This is a genomic window from Porphyromonas circumdentaria (genome assembly GCF_900167105.1).
In the GTDB taxonomy this organism is placed as follows: Bacteria; Bacteroidota; Bacteroidia; order Bacteroidales; family Porphyromonadaceae; genus Porphyromonas; species Porphyromonas circumdentaria.
The window spans coordinates 1-19,057 of sequence record NZ_FUXE01000005.1; the positions used below are offsets into that span (position 1 = coordinate 1).

Here is a 19,057-nt window from a genome sequence, read left to right on the forward strand (position 1 = left end):
AAAAAACCTCAAAGCAACAACCGCTTTTCAAAGAGACCCGCTGGCCTCCCCTATTTTGCGAGTGCAAAACTACTACTTTTTATCCCATATATCCAAATAAATACAACCATAAAAACCGTTAAAAAGAAGCTATACCCTAAAAAACAAAGACTTACATCTCAAAATTATTTTGACAAACAACCCTTCTGCAACAAAAAAACAAAGAAAAACATGATAATCTCGTGGAAAAAGGTAGCCCCAAGAAACCCTCAAAAAAATCGGCACAACAGAATAGTCTAATCAATTATTGAGAAAAAAACAAGGCTCTACAAGTTTGGCTTGAAAGTAAACAGGCTCCCAACTAGCATCCGCCTCTTAAACTAAACTGTAGCCTCCATAAAATTGAATCAAGAAAGGATTAAAAATAAACCTTTTAAGCCCACACAACGCCCCCTACCTTTGAATTATGGGTAAAAGAAAAAATACCAAAGCCCTCAAAGAATACTCTTCGAGGGCTTTTTATCAGTAGTTAGAATGAATGATTAGATCAATTATTCTTTATCACATCTCTTGCAGAGTAACTAATATTAAGCGCATCAGCTCTACGTAATTGATACTTGATATCTGATATAATCTTCATTTTTGTATCTGCATCTGCTTTGATAGAGATTGTCATGAGCTTTTTACGTTCGTCTCTGATCTTAGCTTCTTCCTGCTTAACGAAATCATAAACCAACTCTGGATTCTGAACTATCTTATCATTGATTTGGATACAAGAGTTGTTACCAAACTTGTCTCGATATGCCGCTACGGGCTTTCCAACATAGAGATAAGAAACAAGAGATTTCTCCTCTAATTTTGTTAGCTCAGTGGCACGAGGAAGATTATGATATTCCACCTTTGCAGTTACCTCGCGTATGCTTGTAACCATCATGATGAAAAATAAGAATGCAAAGATAAGGTCTGGGAGAGATGCGGTATTCAACTCGGGCATCACTCTGCTTCCATTTTTATTAAACTTTCCCATTATCTATTCCTCCTCTTATTTTAGGTTTGACAAAGGCATTTCTGACACGTGCATAGGATAAGCCTCCAATACCAATTTTTGCTTTTCTACAGATAATTCTTTGTAGGAAGTGCGAAAATAAGCTCTTGCAAATTCATCCCAGACTTCATTGTATGCTTTGAGGATCTCATTCTGTACGTTAATATACATCTGATAACTCGTTTCTACCTCATTCTTTAGAGATATCGCATAACTTGAGGTGGTTACCTCTATTCGTCCTAACCCCTCGATATTACGAACTTCCTTTTCAGGCAATTCGGGTTTATTTCTTGGGTTAACAATGAACTCCTTTACACGGTTCTTCAGCTCATCTATGTGAACAATGATCGTCCTATCACCAGCCTTGCTTTTCTTCAATATGGCGATCTGGTCTCTACGGTTAACGAGCAACTGCATAATGTTGCGGTCGTTAATCTCAATATCCTGACGTTGTTCTTCTTTGGGTACAAGTGGCGGCAAGCGACGCTTAATACCCTTGTCGGTATCCATTGAAGTAGTTATCAAAAAGAATATCAGAAGAATGAAAGAGATATCGGCCATTGACGATCCATTGATGGAAGGTACTTTTTTCTTTGTTTTAGCCATTGCTCTTCGGTTTTTAGGATATTACTTTTTAGAAACTGCCTTACGAATAGCCCCCCAAATCATAGCCAACACAATCGCTACGATAAGAACATAGCTTGAGTAAAGCACCATGTCACTCGTCTTGAGCCATCCCTCGGTCAAATACTTTTGAGAATCTTCGTTTACCCCGCGCATTGCTTCTGCATTACCATCTCCCATAGCATAAGTAACACCTAAGAGAACAAATAAAGCGATGATTGAAACAAGAGAAGTAATTCCCTTTTTGGGATTGCGCGAAAATACTGCGAAGAAACTGGAAAAAGAAAAACACACTGTAGTTAGCAGGGTAATACCTGCCAATATATAAGCCCAATAGAGGTATGCTCCTGTCAACTCGTAGATCTTATTTGTGCCTTCCACGTGTGAACCACCCATGAAAAGAGCGACAAACATAACCACAGAGATTGCCAACAAAAGCAGTAGAACTCCACTGGATATTCTGCGACTTTTAGTTACTGCCATGGTTGAAATTACTTAGCGTTTTTAAGGTTGTGCTTGATAACCAAATCCAAGAGAGAGATAGAAGCGTCTTCCATCCTGTTAAGAATTGCCTCAACTTTGCTAAGGATATAGTTGTAGAAGAGTTGAAGAATAAGGGCTACAATAAGACCTGCAATGGTTGTAATAAGAGCCACTTTCATACCACCTGCTACAACCGTAGGGCTAATATCACCCACTTTCTCAATCTTATCGAATGCCATAACCATCCCTACTACTGTACCCAAGAAACCAAGTGATGGAGCCATAGCGATAAAGAGGGTAATCCAAGAAAGGTTCTTTTCCAAAAGACCTCCTTGTACACCACCGTAAGCTGTGATAGAACGCTCTACAACATCTAAGCCCTCGTCCATACGCATAAGACCTTGATAAGCAATTGAAGCAATAGGGCCACGAGTATTACGTGCGATATTCTTAGCCTCTTCTACGTTACCCTTTGCCAAAGAAGCTTCAATTTGCTTGAGCAACTTTTCGCTGTTAGTATCTGCGAGGTTAAGGTAAATAATACGCTCCAAACAAAGTGCGAGACCGAGTATCAAAGCCAATACGATAACGGCCATAAAGTCAGCACCCCCTTCGATGAACTTTGTCTTAAGAGCTTGGTGGAAACCAGCATCCTCTGCAGGAGCAACGATCTCTGTTGCATCTTCTTCGGTAGTCTCCATTTCAAGAGCGGTTTGTTCTGTAGCCTCCACCTGTTCAGTAGCTGCTTCGGTTGTTCCTGTTGCAGGTTGATCTTGAGCCCACATAGTAGAGGAAATACTCACTGACAGCAAAGCTGTGCAGGCAAGTGTTGCAAAAAATCTTTTCATCTCGAAATTGTTTAGATTAGTACTTTTCTATTATTTGTTATTATTCTCTTTATTGTAAAAAAGCTGTATCTGGGAAAATATCCTCACAACTCAATATCCAACACCCATAAAGGGGAAAATCTCAATCTCCACACCGCCGTTCTGACCCTGGGGGGGGGGGACTTCAAAACTCCACATACAGCAAATGTTACAGCGGAGAGAGCGGGATTCGAACCCGCGAAACGCTTTTGGCGTTTACACACTTTCCAGGCGTGCCTCTTCAACCACTCGAGCACCTCTCCTCGTCAAGAGCTCCTCGAAATCATCAACTCTACCACTATAGTATCATGGATTAACGATGACCTCTGCTTAAAAAGCCCTTTACTAATGCACCGCAAATCTAATCTTTTTTCGTCATCTAATTGCTATCCTGAATGAATTGTTTTTGCCAAAGGACTTGAGCTTTCTCTTTGAGTAAGATGCAATCTTCTTTTTAATCTTTTATAATTCAGTTGCTTATATTACAAGGGAGAAAGGTTTTAGAAAAATAGAGAGAAGCAAACTCACCCATAGCAAATAGTAGTTTTTACACATTGTTAAAGGAAAAAGCGCAAACAGGCTATTACCAAAAGAATATCTCTACGACTTTTTTCTTTACAAGTCATAACCAAATCTCTTCTGCCAAAATAGAGCATCCCGTATAGCTCGCCCAGTTTCAAGATGGTATTATTCGTAAGAGCATATTGATTTTTGAGAAAATTTGCCCCCTGCAACATAGTGCAGAACAAATTGTAAGCTTTCCAATCGGGGGCTATAACATCATTTGCTACGAAATCTTGCTGTAGGGCTGAGAGATGAAAATCGAGGTTGTGAGCAACCAAAGTGGGACAAAGAGAAAGATCGTGTAAAAAGCGTTGATACACCTCCTTAGGAGGAATACCTTTTTGACACATCATTTCATTAGATATACCGTGTATCTGCTCAGCTATCGGGCTAATCGACACAGCCTGCTTAAGGATATAACTCTCCTCTCGTATAACTTCTGCACGTTCATCTAAAAGTGTCCAAGAGAGCTGTACAATAGGAGGCAAATAAGAGGGGACAATAGTTCCCAAAGGAGCTTCTTCTCCACCCACTTCCTCTACAGGAGGATTCCAATCTACCGTTTCCGTATCAATTACAATGTAATAAGGTTTAGCCCCTATTGGAGCTTGAGGGAAATGAAATAGAGAAGAACTGGTAACATCAATCTTATTACTCGGCGTAAAGGCTGTTTCTTCCGTTTGCGTAGCTCTCTTTTTCCCTTTGCGACTGAACCAATAAAGCACAGCCACTACACCCATCAGCATTAATATATCCAGAAAACGCATAGAAAAAAACGGCTCTACCACTCAAAAAAGCTTGAGAAATATAAATGTAGGAATAATGCCATTACCTAAAAGCACACAAAAGCCTAACAACACACCCTTATCTTCAAGGAAATAGCTGTTAGGCTTGAGTATTTTACACGCTCTTACTCTTGTTATCCAATCTTACTTCCTGGGGCAATATCATCACTCAAAATGGTCACTTTGAGTGCACCCGTTTTGTAGTCTTCTGCTGAGAGAATCATCCCTTCGGAGGTAATCCCCATCATCTTACGAGGAGGGAAATTGGCTATAAAACAGATATTCTTGCCCACTAAATCCTCTGGTTGATAAAATTTGGCAATACCCGAAAGGATGGTACGTCCCTGTAATCCGTCATCTATCTGGAAGCGGAGCAATTTATCGGATTTCGGCACTCGCTCACAAGAGAGAACACGCCCTACGCGGAGGTCCATCTTCATAAACTCATCAAAGGTGGTATCCTCCAAAACAGGCACTGCTTTACGTTGTGCAGCTTCGTTGGCTTTCTTGATTTCCTGCAAACGTTGTATCTGTTGGTCAATAGTTTCATCTTCTATTTTCTCGAAGAGTAACTCTGCCTTACCGATAGCATGCCCCTCTTTCATTAAGGAAGAAGAGCCCAATTTTCCCCAAGCAAAAGGAACTACTTGCAACATCTGTAAAAGCTTTTCTGTGCTAAAAGGAAGGAAGGGCGCAAAAGCTATGGTTAGGTTAGCTGTTATCTGCAACGAAATATGAAGTATAGTTGCCACACGCTCCATATTGGTTTTTGCCACCTTCCACGGCTCAGTTTCTGCAAGATATTTATTCCCGATGCGTGCTATCATCATGGCTTCTCGGAGTGCTTCTCGAAAGTGAAAGTTCTCTAAGTTTTGCGACAAACGAGGAGCTATAGCTGCTATTTCCTCTAAAATCTCTCTATCGAAATCAGTTAAGACTCCACACGCTGGCACTTTACCCTCGAAATACTTATGCGTTAAGACCAGTGTACGATTGACAAAGTTGCCATATATTGCAACAAGTTCGTTATTATTGCGCGCTTGGAAGTCTTTCCAAGTAAAATCATTATCCTTGGTTTCAGGGGCATTCGCCGTTAATACATACCGAAGTACGTCCTCTTTGCCAGGGAAATCCTTGAGATATTCATGCAACCAAACCGCCCAGTTACGACTGGTAGATATTTTATCCCCTTCTAAATTGAGAAATTCATTGGCAGGTACATTATCGGGCAAAATGAAACTTCCCTCTGCCTTAAGCATAGCAGGGAATACGATACAGTGAAAGACAATATTGTCCTTACCAATAAAATGAATCATACGAGTCGACTCATCTTTCCACCAAGTCTCCCAAGTGTCGGGGCATAATTCTTTGGTGTTACTGATATAACCGATAGGAGCATCGAACCAGACATAGAGCACTTTTCCCTCTGCCCCCTCTACAGGCACAGGCACTCCCCAATCCAAGTCGCGACTTACCGCCCGCGGTTGCAAGCCCATATCAATCCAACTCTTACACTGTCCATAGACATTAGGCTTCCACTCTTTGTGTTCTTCCAATATCCACTCGCGTAACCACGCTTCATCTTTGTCTAAAGGTAGATACCAATGTTTGGTACTCTTTAATATTGGCTTCGCTCCGCTGATAGAGCTTTTCGGGTCAATAAGATCCGTGGCACTGAGCGAGGTTCCGCAAGCCTCGCACTGGTCTCCATACGCCCCCTCTTTGTGACAGTGAGGACAGGTACCGACAATATAACGGTCTGCCAAAAACATATTAGCTTCGGGATCATAGTATTGCTCAGACTCCTGCTCTACAAAATGCTTTTTGTCGTACAAAGTGCGAAAAAACTCCGAAGCGGTTTCTTTGTGGATAGCACTTGTAGTACGAGAGTAAATGTCAAAGGATATACCAAACTCTTGGAAAGACTTCTTTATTAACTCGTGGTAGCGGTCTACGACCTCTTGAGGAGTACAACCCTCGGCTTTTGCCTTCAAAGATATAGGTACCCCATGTTCATCGGAGCCTCCTATAAACAATACTTCCTCGCCCAAAAGTCTTTTATAGCGAGCATAAATATCTGCTGGTACATACACCCCTGCCAAGTGTCCTATATGTACGGGACCGTTTGCATAAGGGAGTGCGCTTGTTATTAAGGTCCTCTTGAACTGTGAAGTTTTATCGTTTTCTATCCTTTGTTTCATCTAAATATCCTTTGTATTAAAGTGTACCTTTTAGGCTCCAAAGTTACAAATTTACTCCATACCCTTCTAAATACTTACAGTTATTACTTCTCAAACCAAAGTACTTACCTACCTACTTCATGACAGCAAAAAAAGAAAAGTAGTTTTATCCCCCTTTCAAACTAACTCCATAATTCTCTCTCAAAAGAAAGATGAAATATATCAAAGAGTTAGGACAAACCCTTAGAAAAGTTTGCACTCGAGACAACTTAAGTTTAGACCTATGATAACTTGAGTTTCCACTGGAGGAAACTTTAGTTTTCACAAGTGTAAACTAAAACTCCAACAAAACTCCACAAAAAAAACATCCTCCAAAATATTTTTCATACATGGAGAACGAATCTCTTAAAGAAACCATTACTCTTCTGAAGGGGTGATGAGAAACATGCCCCAAGGACCGTAAAAAGAAAAAGCTCTGCTACCCGAATGGATAGCAGAGCCTTTACAATAAAGAGTTTTCTCAAGAAACCCTCTTTAATTGTGGATTAGTTCTTGTCATCAAGACGTTCACGAAGAGCCGCCAACTCACCCAAATCTCCGAGAGTTGCCTTTTCAGCAGGAGCTTGAGCAGCAGTAGCTTGTGAAGCAGCATCACGAGTTTGCTTCTTCTGTTCCTTTTCTGCACGAGCAGCTTCACGCTGCTTATCTTCGAAGATACGGCTATGAGAAACAATGATACGATGCTTATTCTTGTTAAACTCAAGCACCTTGAACTCTAACTTCTCATCGATTTGAGCCTTAGAACCATCTTCCTTAACAAGGTGCATCTGAGTAGCAAATCCTTCTACACCATAAGGCAAAGCGATAATTGCTCCCTTATCGGTAGACTCGATAATTGTACCCTCGTGGATGGAACCTGTTGTGAATACTGTTTCGAAGACATCCCAAGGATTTTCTTCTGTTTGCTTGTGCCCCAAGCTGAGACGACGATTATCCTTATCGATTTCAAGTACTTCTACTTCGATAGGAGCACCAATCTCTGTGATTTCACTGGGGTGCTTAATCTTCTTAGTCCAAGACAAATCGCTCAAGTGGATAAGACCATCTACACCCTCTTCTACTTCAACAAAAACACCGAAGTTGGTGAAGTTGCGAACCTTTGCTGTGTGGCGAGAGCCAACAGGGAAGCGAGTTTCAATATCTTGCCATGGATCTGGCTTGAGTTGCTTCATACCCAAGCTCATCTTGCGCTCTTCACGATCTAAAGTAAGGATTACAGCCTCCACTTCATCTCCTACCTTAAGGAAGTCTTGTGCGCTACGGAGGTGTTGTGTCCAGGACATTTCAGATACGTGGATAAGCCCTTCAATACCTGGGGCTACCTCTACGAAAGCACCGTAATCTGTAATTAACTCTACGCGACCTTTGAGGATATCACCAGGCGCGAGGTTAGGATCCAAGGCATCCCATGGGTTAGGAGTAAGCTGCTTGAGACCCAAAGCAATACGAGTTTTCTCTTCATCGAAATCAAGGATAACCACATTGATCTTTTGATCTAACTGTACCACTTCGCTTGGGTGAGAAACACGTTCCCAAGAAAGGTCTGTAATGTGGATAAGTCCGTCTACACCACCAAGGTCAACAAAGACACCGAAGTTAAGAAGGTTCTTAACCACACCTTCGAGCACTTGTCCTTTCTCGAGCTTACTAATAATATCACGCTTCTGTTGTTCCAACTCGGCTTCGATAAGAATCTTGTGAGATACCACAATGTTTTTCTGCTCATGATTTACTTTCACGATCTTGAACTCCATTGTCTTATCTACCAAGCTATCGTAGTCACGAATAGGACGTACATCGATTTGAGAACCTGGGAGGAAAGCTTCGATGCCAAATACGTCGACAATCATACCACCCTTTGTACGGCTCTTGATGTAACCGAGGATAACTTCGTCCTTCTCGAGTGCTTCTGTAACGCGCTCCCAAGAACGTTCTGCACGTGCTAAATAGTGAGAAAGCAGGGGTTGTCCCATAGGACCTTCTGGAGAGATTACAAAAACCTCTACCTGATCACCTACTTTAAGATCCTTATTGTAGCGAAACTCTGTGTAGGGGATACTTCCAAGAGACTTGTAACCAACATCTACAAGGACTTCACGAGGAGTCTTGTCGTTGTATACAATCTCTTTAACAGTGCCCATTACCACTTCTTTTTCTTTGATGTTGCTGAGCGTTTCTTCATACAAACGCTCTTGCTCTGCACGAGCATCGGAAGACAGGGTAGTACCCTTTTCATACTGATCCCAATCGAAATCTGGATTAGGCACTCTAAGTTGATGATTGCTCATCTGTTTTTCTTTTAAATGTGAAACAATACTATAATAACTCTCTATCCAGACACATAATACGGTCCAGACGAGGGGCAAAGGTACAATTACTTTTTTGTACGCACAAGTTTCAGAGTGTACAACCACATGAGAAAGAGGAAGTTCTTAATACTTTATGCGACTGCATCGCAAGCTCTCCTGTACACTATCAGGAGTTTTGAATAAGACTTTTACGAATGCGCTCAATAAGAAGAGTGGCGCGAGTAGGAGGCGAATCGGGTAAATCGTGTTGGGAAACGACCAAAAGAATATCTCCGACGTGCAGTTTCAAACCTCCCTTGGGGACAATAAATCGGTTCTTGCGTCGCACCAAGATTACCAATTCTCCCTCGTGTAGCGTCAGTTTTTTTAGTTCATCTCCACCAGAAAGCATTTCAACATCTACTACTCTCTCTTCCATAATAGTTCCCATCTCCTCGGGCATCTCTACCCCCATAAAGTTCCCTTCTGGAGGAGCAGGAGTGGCCAACTTAAAGAAACGAGCCACTGGGGTGATACTCATACCCTGTACAAGCAAGGAAAGTAGTGTTATTATAAAAACGATACTAAATATATGATTGGCCTCTGAAACTCCATTGACAACGGGATAGGTAGCAAATATAATAGGAGCTGCCCCTCTTAAACCTACCCAAGAGAGAAAAGCCTTCCCTTTTAACGACAGTTTGCGAAAAGGGAGCAAAGAGAGATGACAAGCCAAAGGACGTCCCAAAAACATCATAAATAGGGCTATAAGAATAGAGAGAACGAGCACCTCGGGCATCTCGTGCGGATTTATTAACAAACCTAATATCAAGAAGAGTATAATCTGCACCAACCAAGTGATCCCATCAAAGAAGTGATTAATCGTACTACGGTACTGCAAACGAGTATTCCCTGCAATAATCCCTGCGATATAGACTGCCAGATAACCATTACCCTTTAGGATATTAGCTATTGAGAAAGTAAAAAAGAGCAGAGACAACAACAAGATAGGATAGAGCATCCTATTAGAGATATTTATACGATTGATGAACCAAACAGCAGAGTACCCCAAGAATATACCTACACCCGCACCGACGACAAATTGGGATAGGAAGTGTATAAGAAAATAGCCGAAATTGAGCGATGAGTTATTGATATACTCAATGAGAACTATAGTCAACATATAGGCCATAGGGTCATTACTACCACTTTCTAGCTCCAGCATAGGCTTAAGATTCTCTTTTAACTGTACCCTCTGCGAACGTAAAATCGCAAAGACAGAGGCAGAGTCGGTACTCGACATAGTCGCAGCCAAAAGAAGGGACAGTGGTAAACTAAAAACCACGCCAATCCAAGGCGAAAAATAGTTTGTTACACCGTATATGAATAGACCTGTAAAAAGAGTGGTCAGCAAGACGCCCAAGGTAGATAGACAAATCCCTGGCAGAAGAATAGGACGTATCTCTTTCATTTTGGTGTCCATCCCCCCCGTAAAGAGGATAATAGAGAGTGCTACCATACCTATATTCTGTGTCATCTTAGCATCCTCAAAACGTATCCCCAAGCCATCTACTCCGAAAAGCATTCCAGTGAAGAGGAAAAGCAATAGGGCTGGGATTCCCAAGCGAGCACCCACCTTACCGATAAGAATACCGACAAAGACAATAACAGAAAATATTAAAATAAAAGTCTCTATTCCGAAAACCATATCCATCTAAATGACGCTCACCCTTTCTCCTCGACAATAAGAGAAAAAGAGCTTCTTCCCGAGATTACTCCTTGTAAAAAGAGCCGAACTCTTTATAAAATGTAGCCCGAAGATACAAAAAAATGTCTCTTAAACTCAATTACAACGGAGCAAAAACAGTGCGCCAAACAAAATATCTCTATGCGGGGATACGCTTTCCCTCTTTTCTGTATATCCAATAACTCCAACCAATATACAATGCGATGATAATACAGTACAGCCCTAAAGATTGCCCCGCAGAGATCGATTCTTTCACGCTTATCCCTTCGAGCGGAGCAAAGAGGGTCACTACATTTTCGACCATTGCTACAAGTATTTCCACCCCCTTACCCAGGAAAGATATTATCAAACTCCATGGGGAAAATAGCATATAAATAAGGCTCAAAGGGATCAAAACAGAACTTAGAAAAATCAATGGGATGTTGCTCCATAGCGAGAGCAACGAAAACTCACCAAAATGATACAATATGAGAGGAGTCGTAAGAAGTTGCGCCGAGATACAGAGGGCTATCGACTGATATAAATATCGTAATACAAAGTTGCCTATCTGGGGAATACTTCGGATAAATAGAGGATAGAAAAGAGCTATTGAAAAGACTGCCAAATAGCTCAATTGAAAACCAATATCCAATATATAGGACGGCTTAATAAGTAACAGTACCAATGCACTGAAAGATATGATATTGATACCATTGGCTGGTCGTTTCAACAACAGGGCAAACTGATAGAAAGCCAACATTACAGCAGCACGAATAGCTGGAGCAGAAAAGCCTGTTAAAGCGACAAAAAGCCATGCCACGATGATTTGCACCCCAATGGCTACGTAGCTCCACCTTCGTGAGCGACGAAGGGGAAACAAGAGAAGAGCAATAAAGTAACAAACTACAGCTAAATGAAACCCACTCACAGAAAGTATGTGTATAGCACCACTCTTCCGGAAAAGAGTCTCGGCGGTAATACTCTCGGCCTTATACCCCAAGCTCATTGCCGACAACATCTCTTTTTGCAATGGTGTCAGCGTCAATTGCTCCAATCGCCCCAAGAGATTTTTGCGTACATCCACAGCGAAAGTCTCCAGACTATGCGCCCCTTCTCTTGGGATAATAGAAAACGTATCTACATACCCTATCGCGCTACATTCTTGTGCTATGAGGTAGTTTTTATATCCTTTGCGCTGTAAACATTCCAACAAATCCAAATTGACAGAAGATGTATAGATCGTATCCCCTGTTTTTATAGTAAAAGGAGATCGGGGGGTATAAAGCAATACAGCATATTCAGAGAGGGAATGTGGCTCCAGTGCAACAGCCTTTATACGGACTCCCGATTTTATCAGGCGAGGTGTTTCTTTTACTTCCCATATTAAGGTATCTCCATCGGGAGCTATTTTTTCTGTTAAACCGTTATAACTCCAAGAACTGTAAAAAGCACCCGCGACGAAAAGAATACTCGTAGCAAAATAACTTGCCCAACGAGTTAGACAATTATTTGCAGGAGATAAACTCCCCCAAAGGAACATGAAAACAAGGGGAAGAGCTGTCAGAGCGTAAAATAGGGTCGTAGGATAGGCATAGCCTAAAAGCAACCCTAAAGCAAAAAAGAGTACAGCCTTAAGAGCTGGATTTTGAAGAAAGTGAAGAGTCGGTGCAAGATAATTTAGGGACGACATAGTGCCTTTAGCCCTGCAATAGCTTCTTTCGGATGAGCATGTCCAAAGACATAGCTACCTGCGACCAAAGCATCTGCTCCTGCCTCTACAAGCCTACGTCCTGTTTCTTGATTTACTCCACCGTCTACCTCTATAATTGTAGAGAGACCTCGCTCATCAATCATCCGACGCAGACGACGCACTTTATCCAGTGATTGGGGGATAAACTTCTGTCCTCCAAAACCAGGATTGACACTCATCAATAATACTAAGTCGCACTCCTCCAATATATCGCAGAGCAACTCAACAGGAGTGTGAGGATTTAATGTAACCCCAGACTTCATTCCAGCGGAGCGGATTGCGGTTAGGGATCGATGCAGGTGGGGAGAAGCTTCATAGTGTACGTTCATAACAGCCACTCCCAAATTCTTTAGTTGAGGAAGAAACTTTATCGGCTCTACCACCATCAAGTGTACATCCAACGGCTTTTTACAGACGGGAGCAATAGCCTCTATAATGGGAAAACCAAATGAAAGATTCGGCACGAAAACTCCATCCATAACATCAATGTGTAGCCAATCGGCAGTGCTATCATTTATCAACTCGATGGATTGCTTCAGATGTAAAAAGTCCGCACTGAGCAAGGAGGGAGATATAATCGGATTCATACGTTATAAAGAATAAATGTGCTCCTTATTATCAAGAGTCAAAATTACGCCCTTTTGGGAAAATATCCTACACTTCTATGAAACTCTTCGTTTCTCCTCCCCTCTACTCGATGAATAAAACAAGATTACTACACTTTGAAGCAATTCTTGGGAAAGATTTTTCCCCCCCCACCACTAAAACAAAATTTAGCGTATAGATTACATCTTTCAGAAACCCCTATAACAACTCCACAGTAGATATACAAAGAAAAGGGAGAGCATCAAGTTTTTGATACTCTCCCTACACTATCTACCCTCCTTCAAAAAGAAGAGAGGTAGAGGAGCTAATGCTCCAATAGTACTTTATCGAAGTTTACTTCTTCTTATCTCTTGGACAAGTAGTTCCCTTCTTACCTGTCTTTGGGCAAGTAGCGACAGTCTTTGATGGGCAAGATTTATCTTCTTTCTTGCAATCCGTACCCTTCTTACCTGCTTTAGGGCAAACATCTCCCGTTTTACCTGCCTTGGGACAAGTAGCCATGCCCTTTGATGGACATCCTTCAGAGCCAGCCTTCTCTGAACAACAACCTTTCCCCTTTACAATTTTAAGCTCTTGGATGAGGCGAGGGTTCTTTGCCCACTTTTCTATCATGAAGAGCACGTAACGGATATCTACGCTAATGGTGCGTTGCAGTTCGTGTTCAAACTCGATGTCGCCACTCATTGCTTCCCAGTTTCCATCAAAAGCAAGACCAATCAAGTTACCCCTTCCGTCGAATACAGGGCTACCAGAGTTCCCCCCTGTGATATCGTTGTCTGAAAGGAAACATACACGAAGCTCTCCATTCACGCCATAGTTTCCAAAGTCCTTGCGACGAAGAAGCTCAAGGATTTCTGGCTGAACATAAAACTCAGAACTGGTTGCATCTTCCTTCTCGAAGATACCACGCTCCGTAGTGTAATAATTATACCAAGCTCCATCCTTTGGTGCATATCCCTTTACAGAACCATAGCTCATACGCATCGTGAAGTTAGCATCGGAAGGCATTTGACGATTGGGATCCATCTTGCGAGTTGCAGCGAAATACTCACGCTTACCCTTTTCGATTGCCAAGAAATCTTTTTCAGCTTTTTGTTGCAATGCTTGAGCTGTAGGAAGAACGGTCTTTGCCAATTGGATAGCAGGATCCTTATCAATCATCTTATTACGCTTTTGAGCAGACATACTTAATAGAGCCTCCATACGGTCTGCATAAGGAACAAAGCTCTTTTTGAATACATACTCGGCATAAAGTTTGGTATCTCCCTTGAACTTCTTGTCGATAGTCTTGTAGATTTCTGGCAATTCGTTAGCAGGAAGATTCTTACGCACCACATCAAGCATAGCAGGGAGAACCTTAGCATCAAGAACAGGAGAATAGTCTTTATATATGTCTTTCAAAGCACCCTTTGCGGTCTCGGCATATCCCTCGGGCAACTCTTTCAAAGACTCTGCTTGAAGTGCCAAACGTACAATCTCTGTTCCTCCAAAGAGTGCTTCATAAAGGTAGTTGAGTTTTCTATTAGTCTCGCCACTACGAGCATAAGCCTCTTTCATAGCAGGCAAAATCTGTCCGTAAGTAGACTGTGTCGAAGTCTTCTGTACCCAAGCCTCAAAGGCACGCTCTTCTGCTTGCTTACGTGCTACTACGTCAAGATTTTTCAAACCGCGGTTCATACCGATAGAATTCTTCCAGTAGTTAGAACTGCTTGCATACTTACTTGCATACATAATACGTGTAGCTTGGTCAGCTTCCATAGCTTCTTTCCAAATAGCTTGCTTGATACCACGTACTTCTATGCGAGGTTTATTTTCGTTGTTGATAACATCTTCTACTCCCCAAGATGTGAGGTAGCGTGATGTAGAACCTGGGAAGCCGATCGTCATAGCGTAGCTACCTTCACGATAGCCATCGAGAGATACGGGAGCAAAAGAAACTGGCTTATAAGGCTTGTTAGAAGCATTATAATGCGCAGGCTGATTATTTGCATCTGCATAAACACGGAATACAGAGAAGTCTCCTGTGTGACGTGTCCACATCCAGTTATCAGTATCACCACCGAACTTACCTACAGAACTTGGAGGAGCCATAACCATACGCACATCGCGGAAAACGTTGTAAACCACAACGTAATACTTGTTGCCAGCGTAGTAAGAAACCACCTTACCCTCTACGAAATCTCCCTTGGTGTACTCTGCCGCAATCTTTTGGCTCAAGTCCTTGATAATTTGGATGCGTTGCATCTCATCTGTGATTCCTTTTACAGCCTCTTCGATACGAGGAGTTACGTCTACAATTTCCTTAAGATAACGGATTTGGAGATCGGGAATAGGAAGTTCATCCTGCAATGTTTTTGCGCTGAACCCATCACGGAGGTAGTCGTGGTCTACACTACTTTGGCTTTGGATAGCATCATAACCACAGTGGTGGTTGGTAAAAATAAGTGCTTGGTCAGAAACCGTAATACCCGTACAACCACGACCGAAAATAACTACGCCGCTTGCCACCGAGGGATTACCTGGATTATACAGCTCATCCATTGTTAGGGTAAAACCTAACTCTTTCATGCGCTCCATGTTTTGCTCATTGAGCTCATTAAGCAGCCACATTCCCTTATCAGCCAAAGCAGTAGAGCTCAAGCCAAAGAAGAGAGCTGCAGACAGAAGAATGCTTTTCAACTTCATAAAAACACTAACTAATTTATTTACAATTATCAATTACTATTGTTACATACTTACTATCCGAACGAGTCTTTAGCCAACTTTCTAAGCGTTGTTTAGAGGTGTCCGAAATAGTTGTTTTCTCGACAGGTTGCAGTACAACCCGTAGTACAGAGTCTCCCCCTTGAGCCAAATCAAGTGGCGAGGCTATATATACGTTTGCGACTTCGGGGAAAAGAGCTTTCATCTCCTTAGCCAACGATTTTTCCATTGCTCCATAACGACCATACCGCTCCAATAGACCTCTTAGCGAGTCTATTTCTAACCTTTGTCTTTGTATGATAGCATCGCTATTCTCGTAGAGATCCTTAAGTAGGTCGGTTTTTAGCTGTCCTAAGTCGGTTTTCTCCTCAAATCCTTGATGCACATTGAGTAGAGCCCCAGGCACATAGTCTGGTAATTTTTTATTCAAACTATCTATAAGCTCTCTTTCCAGAGCACGCCCCACCATAACGACGTCTACACACCAAAGGCCTCTCTCCTTTTCAATATCGTACTTTACTACCTGCGCATCGGCAAAGTTCATCTCTCGCTCTACGAATCTTCTCGCATTCTGTTTGCGAATACTATCCTGCACCAAACCGACACTTAGATAAACGCTGGGGAGAAGGGTCGATAAAGCTACGATGAGCATGATACGACGCACTTTCTGCTTACGCAATGCATTGACAAAAACCTTTTCGGGAAATTTGAGATAACGAACTACAAGATAGGTCGCAAGGGCAATAAAAACGGAGTTAATCAGGTAGAGATAGAAAGCCCCAAAGAAGAAACTCCACTGTGCTGTTGCAAGACCATACCCTGCGGTACATAGAGGAGGCATCAAAGCGGTAGCAATAGCCACCCCTGGGAGTACCTGCCCTTTGCTCTTCGTACTACTGGCAATCATGCCTGCCGCTCCACCGAAAAGAGCTATCAAAACGTCATAAATATTGGGGGTCGTACGTCCCAGCAATTCGCTACCATTCTCTGTAAATGGAGTTATAATAAAGTAAACGGTAGCCGTTATGATACTGAAAAGGGTCGTTAGTGCAAGGTTACGCAAAGAACGCTTCAGCAAATCAAAGTCATAAATTCCAAGAGCTGTACCGAAACCGATGATTGGCCCCATGAGAGGAGATATAAGCATGGCACCGATAATCACTGCTGTAGAGTTCATATTGAGCCCCAAGGATGCCACAAAGATAGCACATATCAAAATCCAGAGCTTAGTACCTCTAAAATCTACGTCTTGACGTACTTGATCTATGGTTATATGTGGGTCATTCTTGTCGGAAGTAATATCCAAGATACGCTTAACCTCTTCCAAGACCTTTTCCCAACGAGTACGTGTATCTATATCTACAGTTTCACCCGTAGGAGTAGTACCATTAGGTTCATCTTGAAAGAGCTGATCAATATCTTTTTTCTGTTCTTGTTCCATAGATTATCTACTTTTCAAACTATTAAATATGAGAGATAGGGGAAAGTCTTTCTTTACAATTAAAGCGATAAAAGAGAGGGTAAGAAGCGTGTTAATTACCCAGCGTACCATACCTAAAGAATCTGCGTACGAATCGGTTATGAAAATCGCACCTACAATTATAGCCGCTACGGAGAAATAAAAGAGGGCGTTCTTCCAGTCATAATTCACCCGATAATAGCGTTGTCCCAAAACGTAACAAATAAACACCATCACCGTATTGCTGATAGCAGAAGCCCAAGCACACGCCATAAACCCCCAACGAGGCACGCCAAAGACAATAATCAAAACCGTAAAAAGACATCCCACCAAAGATATAATGCCTCCCCACCAAGTCTTGTCTACCAACTTGTACCACAGAGAAAGATTAAAATAGACGCCCATCATGAGTTCCCCCCACATTACAATCGGAACAACACTTAAACCGGCATAATAGTTCTGCCCGATGAAAACCTTGATGATATCTAAATAGGCCATAACCCCTATATATATAAGGAGCGCAGAGACTATGTAGTATTTCATCGCCAAGGCATAAGAGGCTCTTTCTACTCCGTCGTTACCCTTTTTCTTATTGAATATGATTGGCTCGTAGGCGTATCGAAAAGCCTGGGTAAACATAACCATTACCACGGCTATCTTGAAACAAGCTCCATAGATGCCCAATTGCTGTCGAGCATAATCGACATCATCATAGAGCATAGGGAATAAGATTTTGTCTGCCATTTGATTGAAAATACCCGCTATCCCCAAGATAAGTATTGGCAGAGAGTAGTTCAACATCCTCCTTAACAACTGAGCCGAAAAGTGCAGACCTGCCGTAAAGACGTAAGGTAATAGCAACAGAAAAATAACAATGTTACCTATCAGATTGGAAACAAATATATAGCCCACGGAGTAGGAGGGATTGTAGAACCAATCCACCAGACGAGGGGCTTTCTGCATCAAATAGGGAGCCAACAAAAGAAAGAATAGATTGAGGCCTATATTCACGGCAATAAAGACGAGCTTTATAATCGCAAAACGCCAAGGCTTCTTTTTGTATCGCAGATAGGCAAAGGGTATTGCCATAAAAGCATCGCTGGCAACAATGAGAATCAGCATTGTTACCAAATCTTTATGCTCTGGATAGGAGAGCAATTCGCTTAAGGGATTCAAGAAAAGGAGACTTACTACAACAAAAAGAGTAGAAGTAAAACCAATGGATATAAGAGTGGTCGAATAAACCTGCTGAGGGTTAGGTTCTTTATTGACGTAACGAAAAAAACCTGTTTCCATACCATAGGTTAGTATGATAAGCAGAAGGGCAGTCCAAGCATAGAGATTGGTGACAATGCCAAACTCTCCTGTATCTTGTAGAATGCGGGTATAAAGGGGCACTAACGCCCAGTTAAGAAATCGGCCAATTATGCTCGAAAGGCCATAAACGGCAGTATCTTTTACCAACCCTCGTAGCATAGTACTCTTTTTCCTCTGAATCTAACCAACACTTCGCACAAAAATAAAACAAAAGAAGCACATACTATTTATCAACATCGATTTGTACCCATAAAAAGCGATAAGAATTATAAAGGACTTCAAGAACAGGCTCTGCGTTAGATTGAGACAATCTAAAAACTCCATCAGATCGGTAAGAAAAACAGTAGAGTTCTGTTCAAAAACAGATTTAGACAGAAGTAATTCTCTATTTGCAGATTAAATATATATATTTTCAACTTGAATATATTTATATTCAATCTACGTATATATATATTCAGATTAGAAATAAAGAAATACTCAAGAGGAAAATAGTTTTAGCAAGTAGCTTTTGGGCTTTTAAAGAGTGTGCAAAGCTTTAATCCTAAGAGTATTGAAAACTGTCTTCTGGAAGGATAACCCGTATCCCTTATCCATAAAAAAAGGACAATGCTCTTTTGACGAG

The 19,057-nt window shown here is 41.7% G+C and carries 12 protein-coding genes, 1 tRNA gene and 1 pseudogene; all 14 read right to left on the reverse strand.

All coding sequences use genetic code 11. The features are described 5' to 3' along the window. Positions 1–526: 526 nt before the first annotated feature. The 14 genes and pseudogenes from B5D06_RS02965 to B5D06_RS03030 all read right to left on the reverse strand — a co-directional run bounded on the left by B5D06_RS02965 (position 527) and on the right by B5D06_RS03030 (position 18,594). Entirely contained in the window at positions 527–1,006 is a 480-nt protein-coding gene (locus tag B5D06_RS02965) for an ExbD/TolR family protein (protein ID WP_078736549.1), read from the reverse strand. Between the two features lie 15 nt (positions 1,007–1,021). Continuing rightward, a complete protein-coding gene (locus tag B5D06_RS02970; RefSeq protein WP_078736550.1) occupies positions 1,022–1,630 on the reverse strand; it encodes an ExbD/TolR family protein in 609 nt (202 codons plus the stop codon). A 21-nt stretch (positions 1,631–1,651) separates the two neighbouring features. After that, on the reverse strand, positions 1,652–2,131 hold the full coding sequence (locus B5D06_RS02975; protein WP_078736551.1) for a hypothetical protein: 480 nt from the start codon (positions 2,129–2,131) through the stop codon (positions 1,652–1,654). 8 nt (positions 2,132–2,139) lie between these two features. After that, positions 2,140–2,979, reverse strand: a complete 840-nt coding sequence (locus B5D06_RS02980) for a MotA/TolQ/ExbB proton channel family protein (protein WP_078736552.1) — start codon at positions 2,977–2,979, stop codon at positions 2,140–2,142. Positions 2,980–3,172: 193 nt separating this feature from the next. Then, positions 3,173–3,260: transfer RNA gene (locus B5D06_RS02985), tRNA-Ser, on the reverse strand. Between the two features lie 294 nt (positions 3,261–3,554). Continuing rightward, positions 3,555–4,328: a 3'-5' exonuclease gene (locus tag B5D06_RS02990; protein ID WP_078736553.1), complete on the reverse strand. Its 774-nt coding sequence runs from the start codon at positions 4,326–4,328 to the stop codon at positions 3,555–3,557. A gap of 152 nt (positions 4,329–4,480) precedes the next feature. Further along, positions 4,481–6,547: a methionine--tRNA ligase gene (gene metG / locus B5D06_RS02995; protein WP_078736554.1), complete on the reverse strand. Its 2,067-nt coding sequence runs from the start codon at positions 6,545–6,547 to the stop codon at positions 4,481–4,483. A 524-nt stretch (positions 6,548–7,071) separates the two neighbouring features. Then, positions 7,072–8,874 carry a 30S ribosomal protein S1 gene (rpsA, locus tag B5D06_RS03000; protein ID WP_078736555.1) on the reverse strand — a complete coding sequence of 601 codons (1,803 nt, stop codon included), beginning with the start codon at positions 8,872–8,874 and terminating at the stop codon, positions 7,072–7,074. A gap of 187 nt (positions 8,875–9,061) precedes the next feature. Next, on the reverse strand, positions 9,062–10,582 hold the full coding sequence (locus tag B5D06_RS03005; RefSeq protein WP_078736636.1) for a potassium/proton antiporter: 1,521 nt from the start codon (positions 10,580–10,582) through the stop codon (positions 9,062–9,064). A 178-nt stretch (positions 10,583–10,760) separates the two neighbouring features. Continuing rightward, positions 10,761–12,290, reverse strand: coding sequence for a ComEC/Rec2 family competence protein (locus B5D06_RS03010; RefSeq protein ID WP_078736556.1), 1,530 nt, complete (start codon positions 12,288–12,290; stop codon positions 10,761–10,763). After that, positions 12,278–12,937: a ribulose-phosphate 3-epimerase gene (gene rpe, locus B5D06_RS03015; protein WP_078736557.1), complete on the reverse strand. Its 660-nt coding sequence runs from the start codon at positions 12,935–12,937 to the stop codon at positions 12,278–12,280. The genes B5D06_RS03010 and rpe overlap by 13 nt, the downstream gene beginning before the upstream one ends. Before the next feature lie 577 nt (positions 12,938–13,514). Continuing rightward, positions 13,515–15,641: pseudogene (locus B5D06_RS03020) on the reverse strand (S46 family peptidase); the annotation flags it as partial. A 16-nt stretch (positions 15,642–15,657) separates the two neighbouring features. Then, on the reverse strand, positions 15,658–17,100 hold the full coding sequence (locus B5D06_RS03025) for a DUF389 domain-containing protein (protein ID WP_078736559.1): 1,443 nt from the start codon (positions 17,098–17,100) through the stop codon (positions 15,658–15,660). A gap of 3 nt (positions 17,101–17,103) precedes the next feature. Further along, positions 17,104–18,594 (reverse strand): lipopolysaccharide biosynthesis protein, encoded by a 1,491-nt coding sequence (locus B5D06_RS03030; protein ID WP_078736560.1) that lies wholly within the window; start codon positions 18,592–18,594, stop codon positions 17,104–17,106. Between the last annotated feature and the right edge of the window lie 463 nt (positions 18,595–19,057).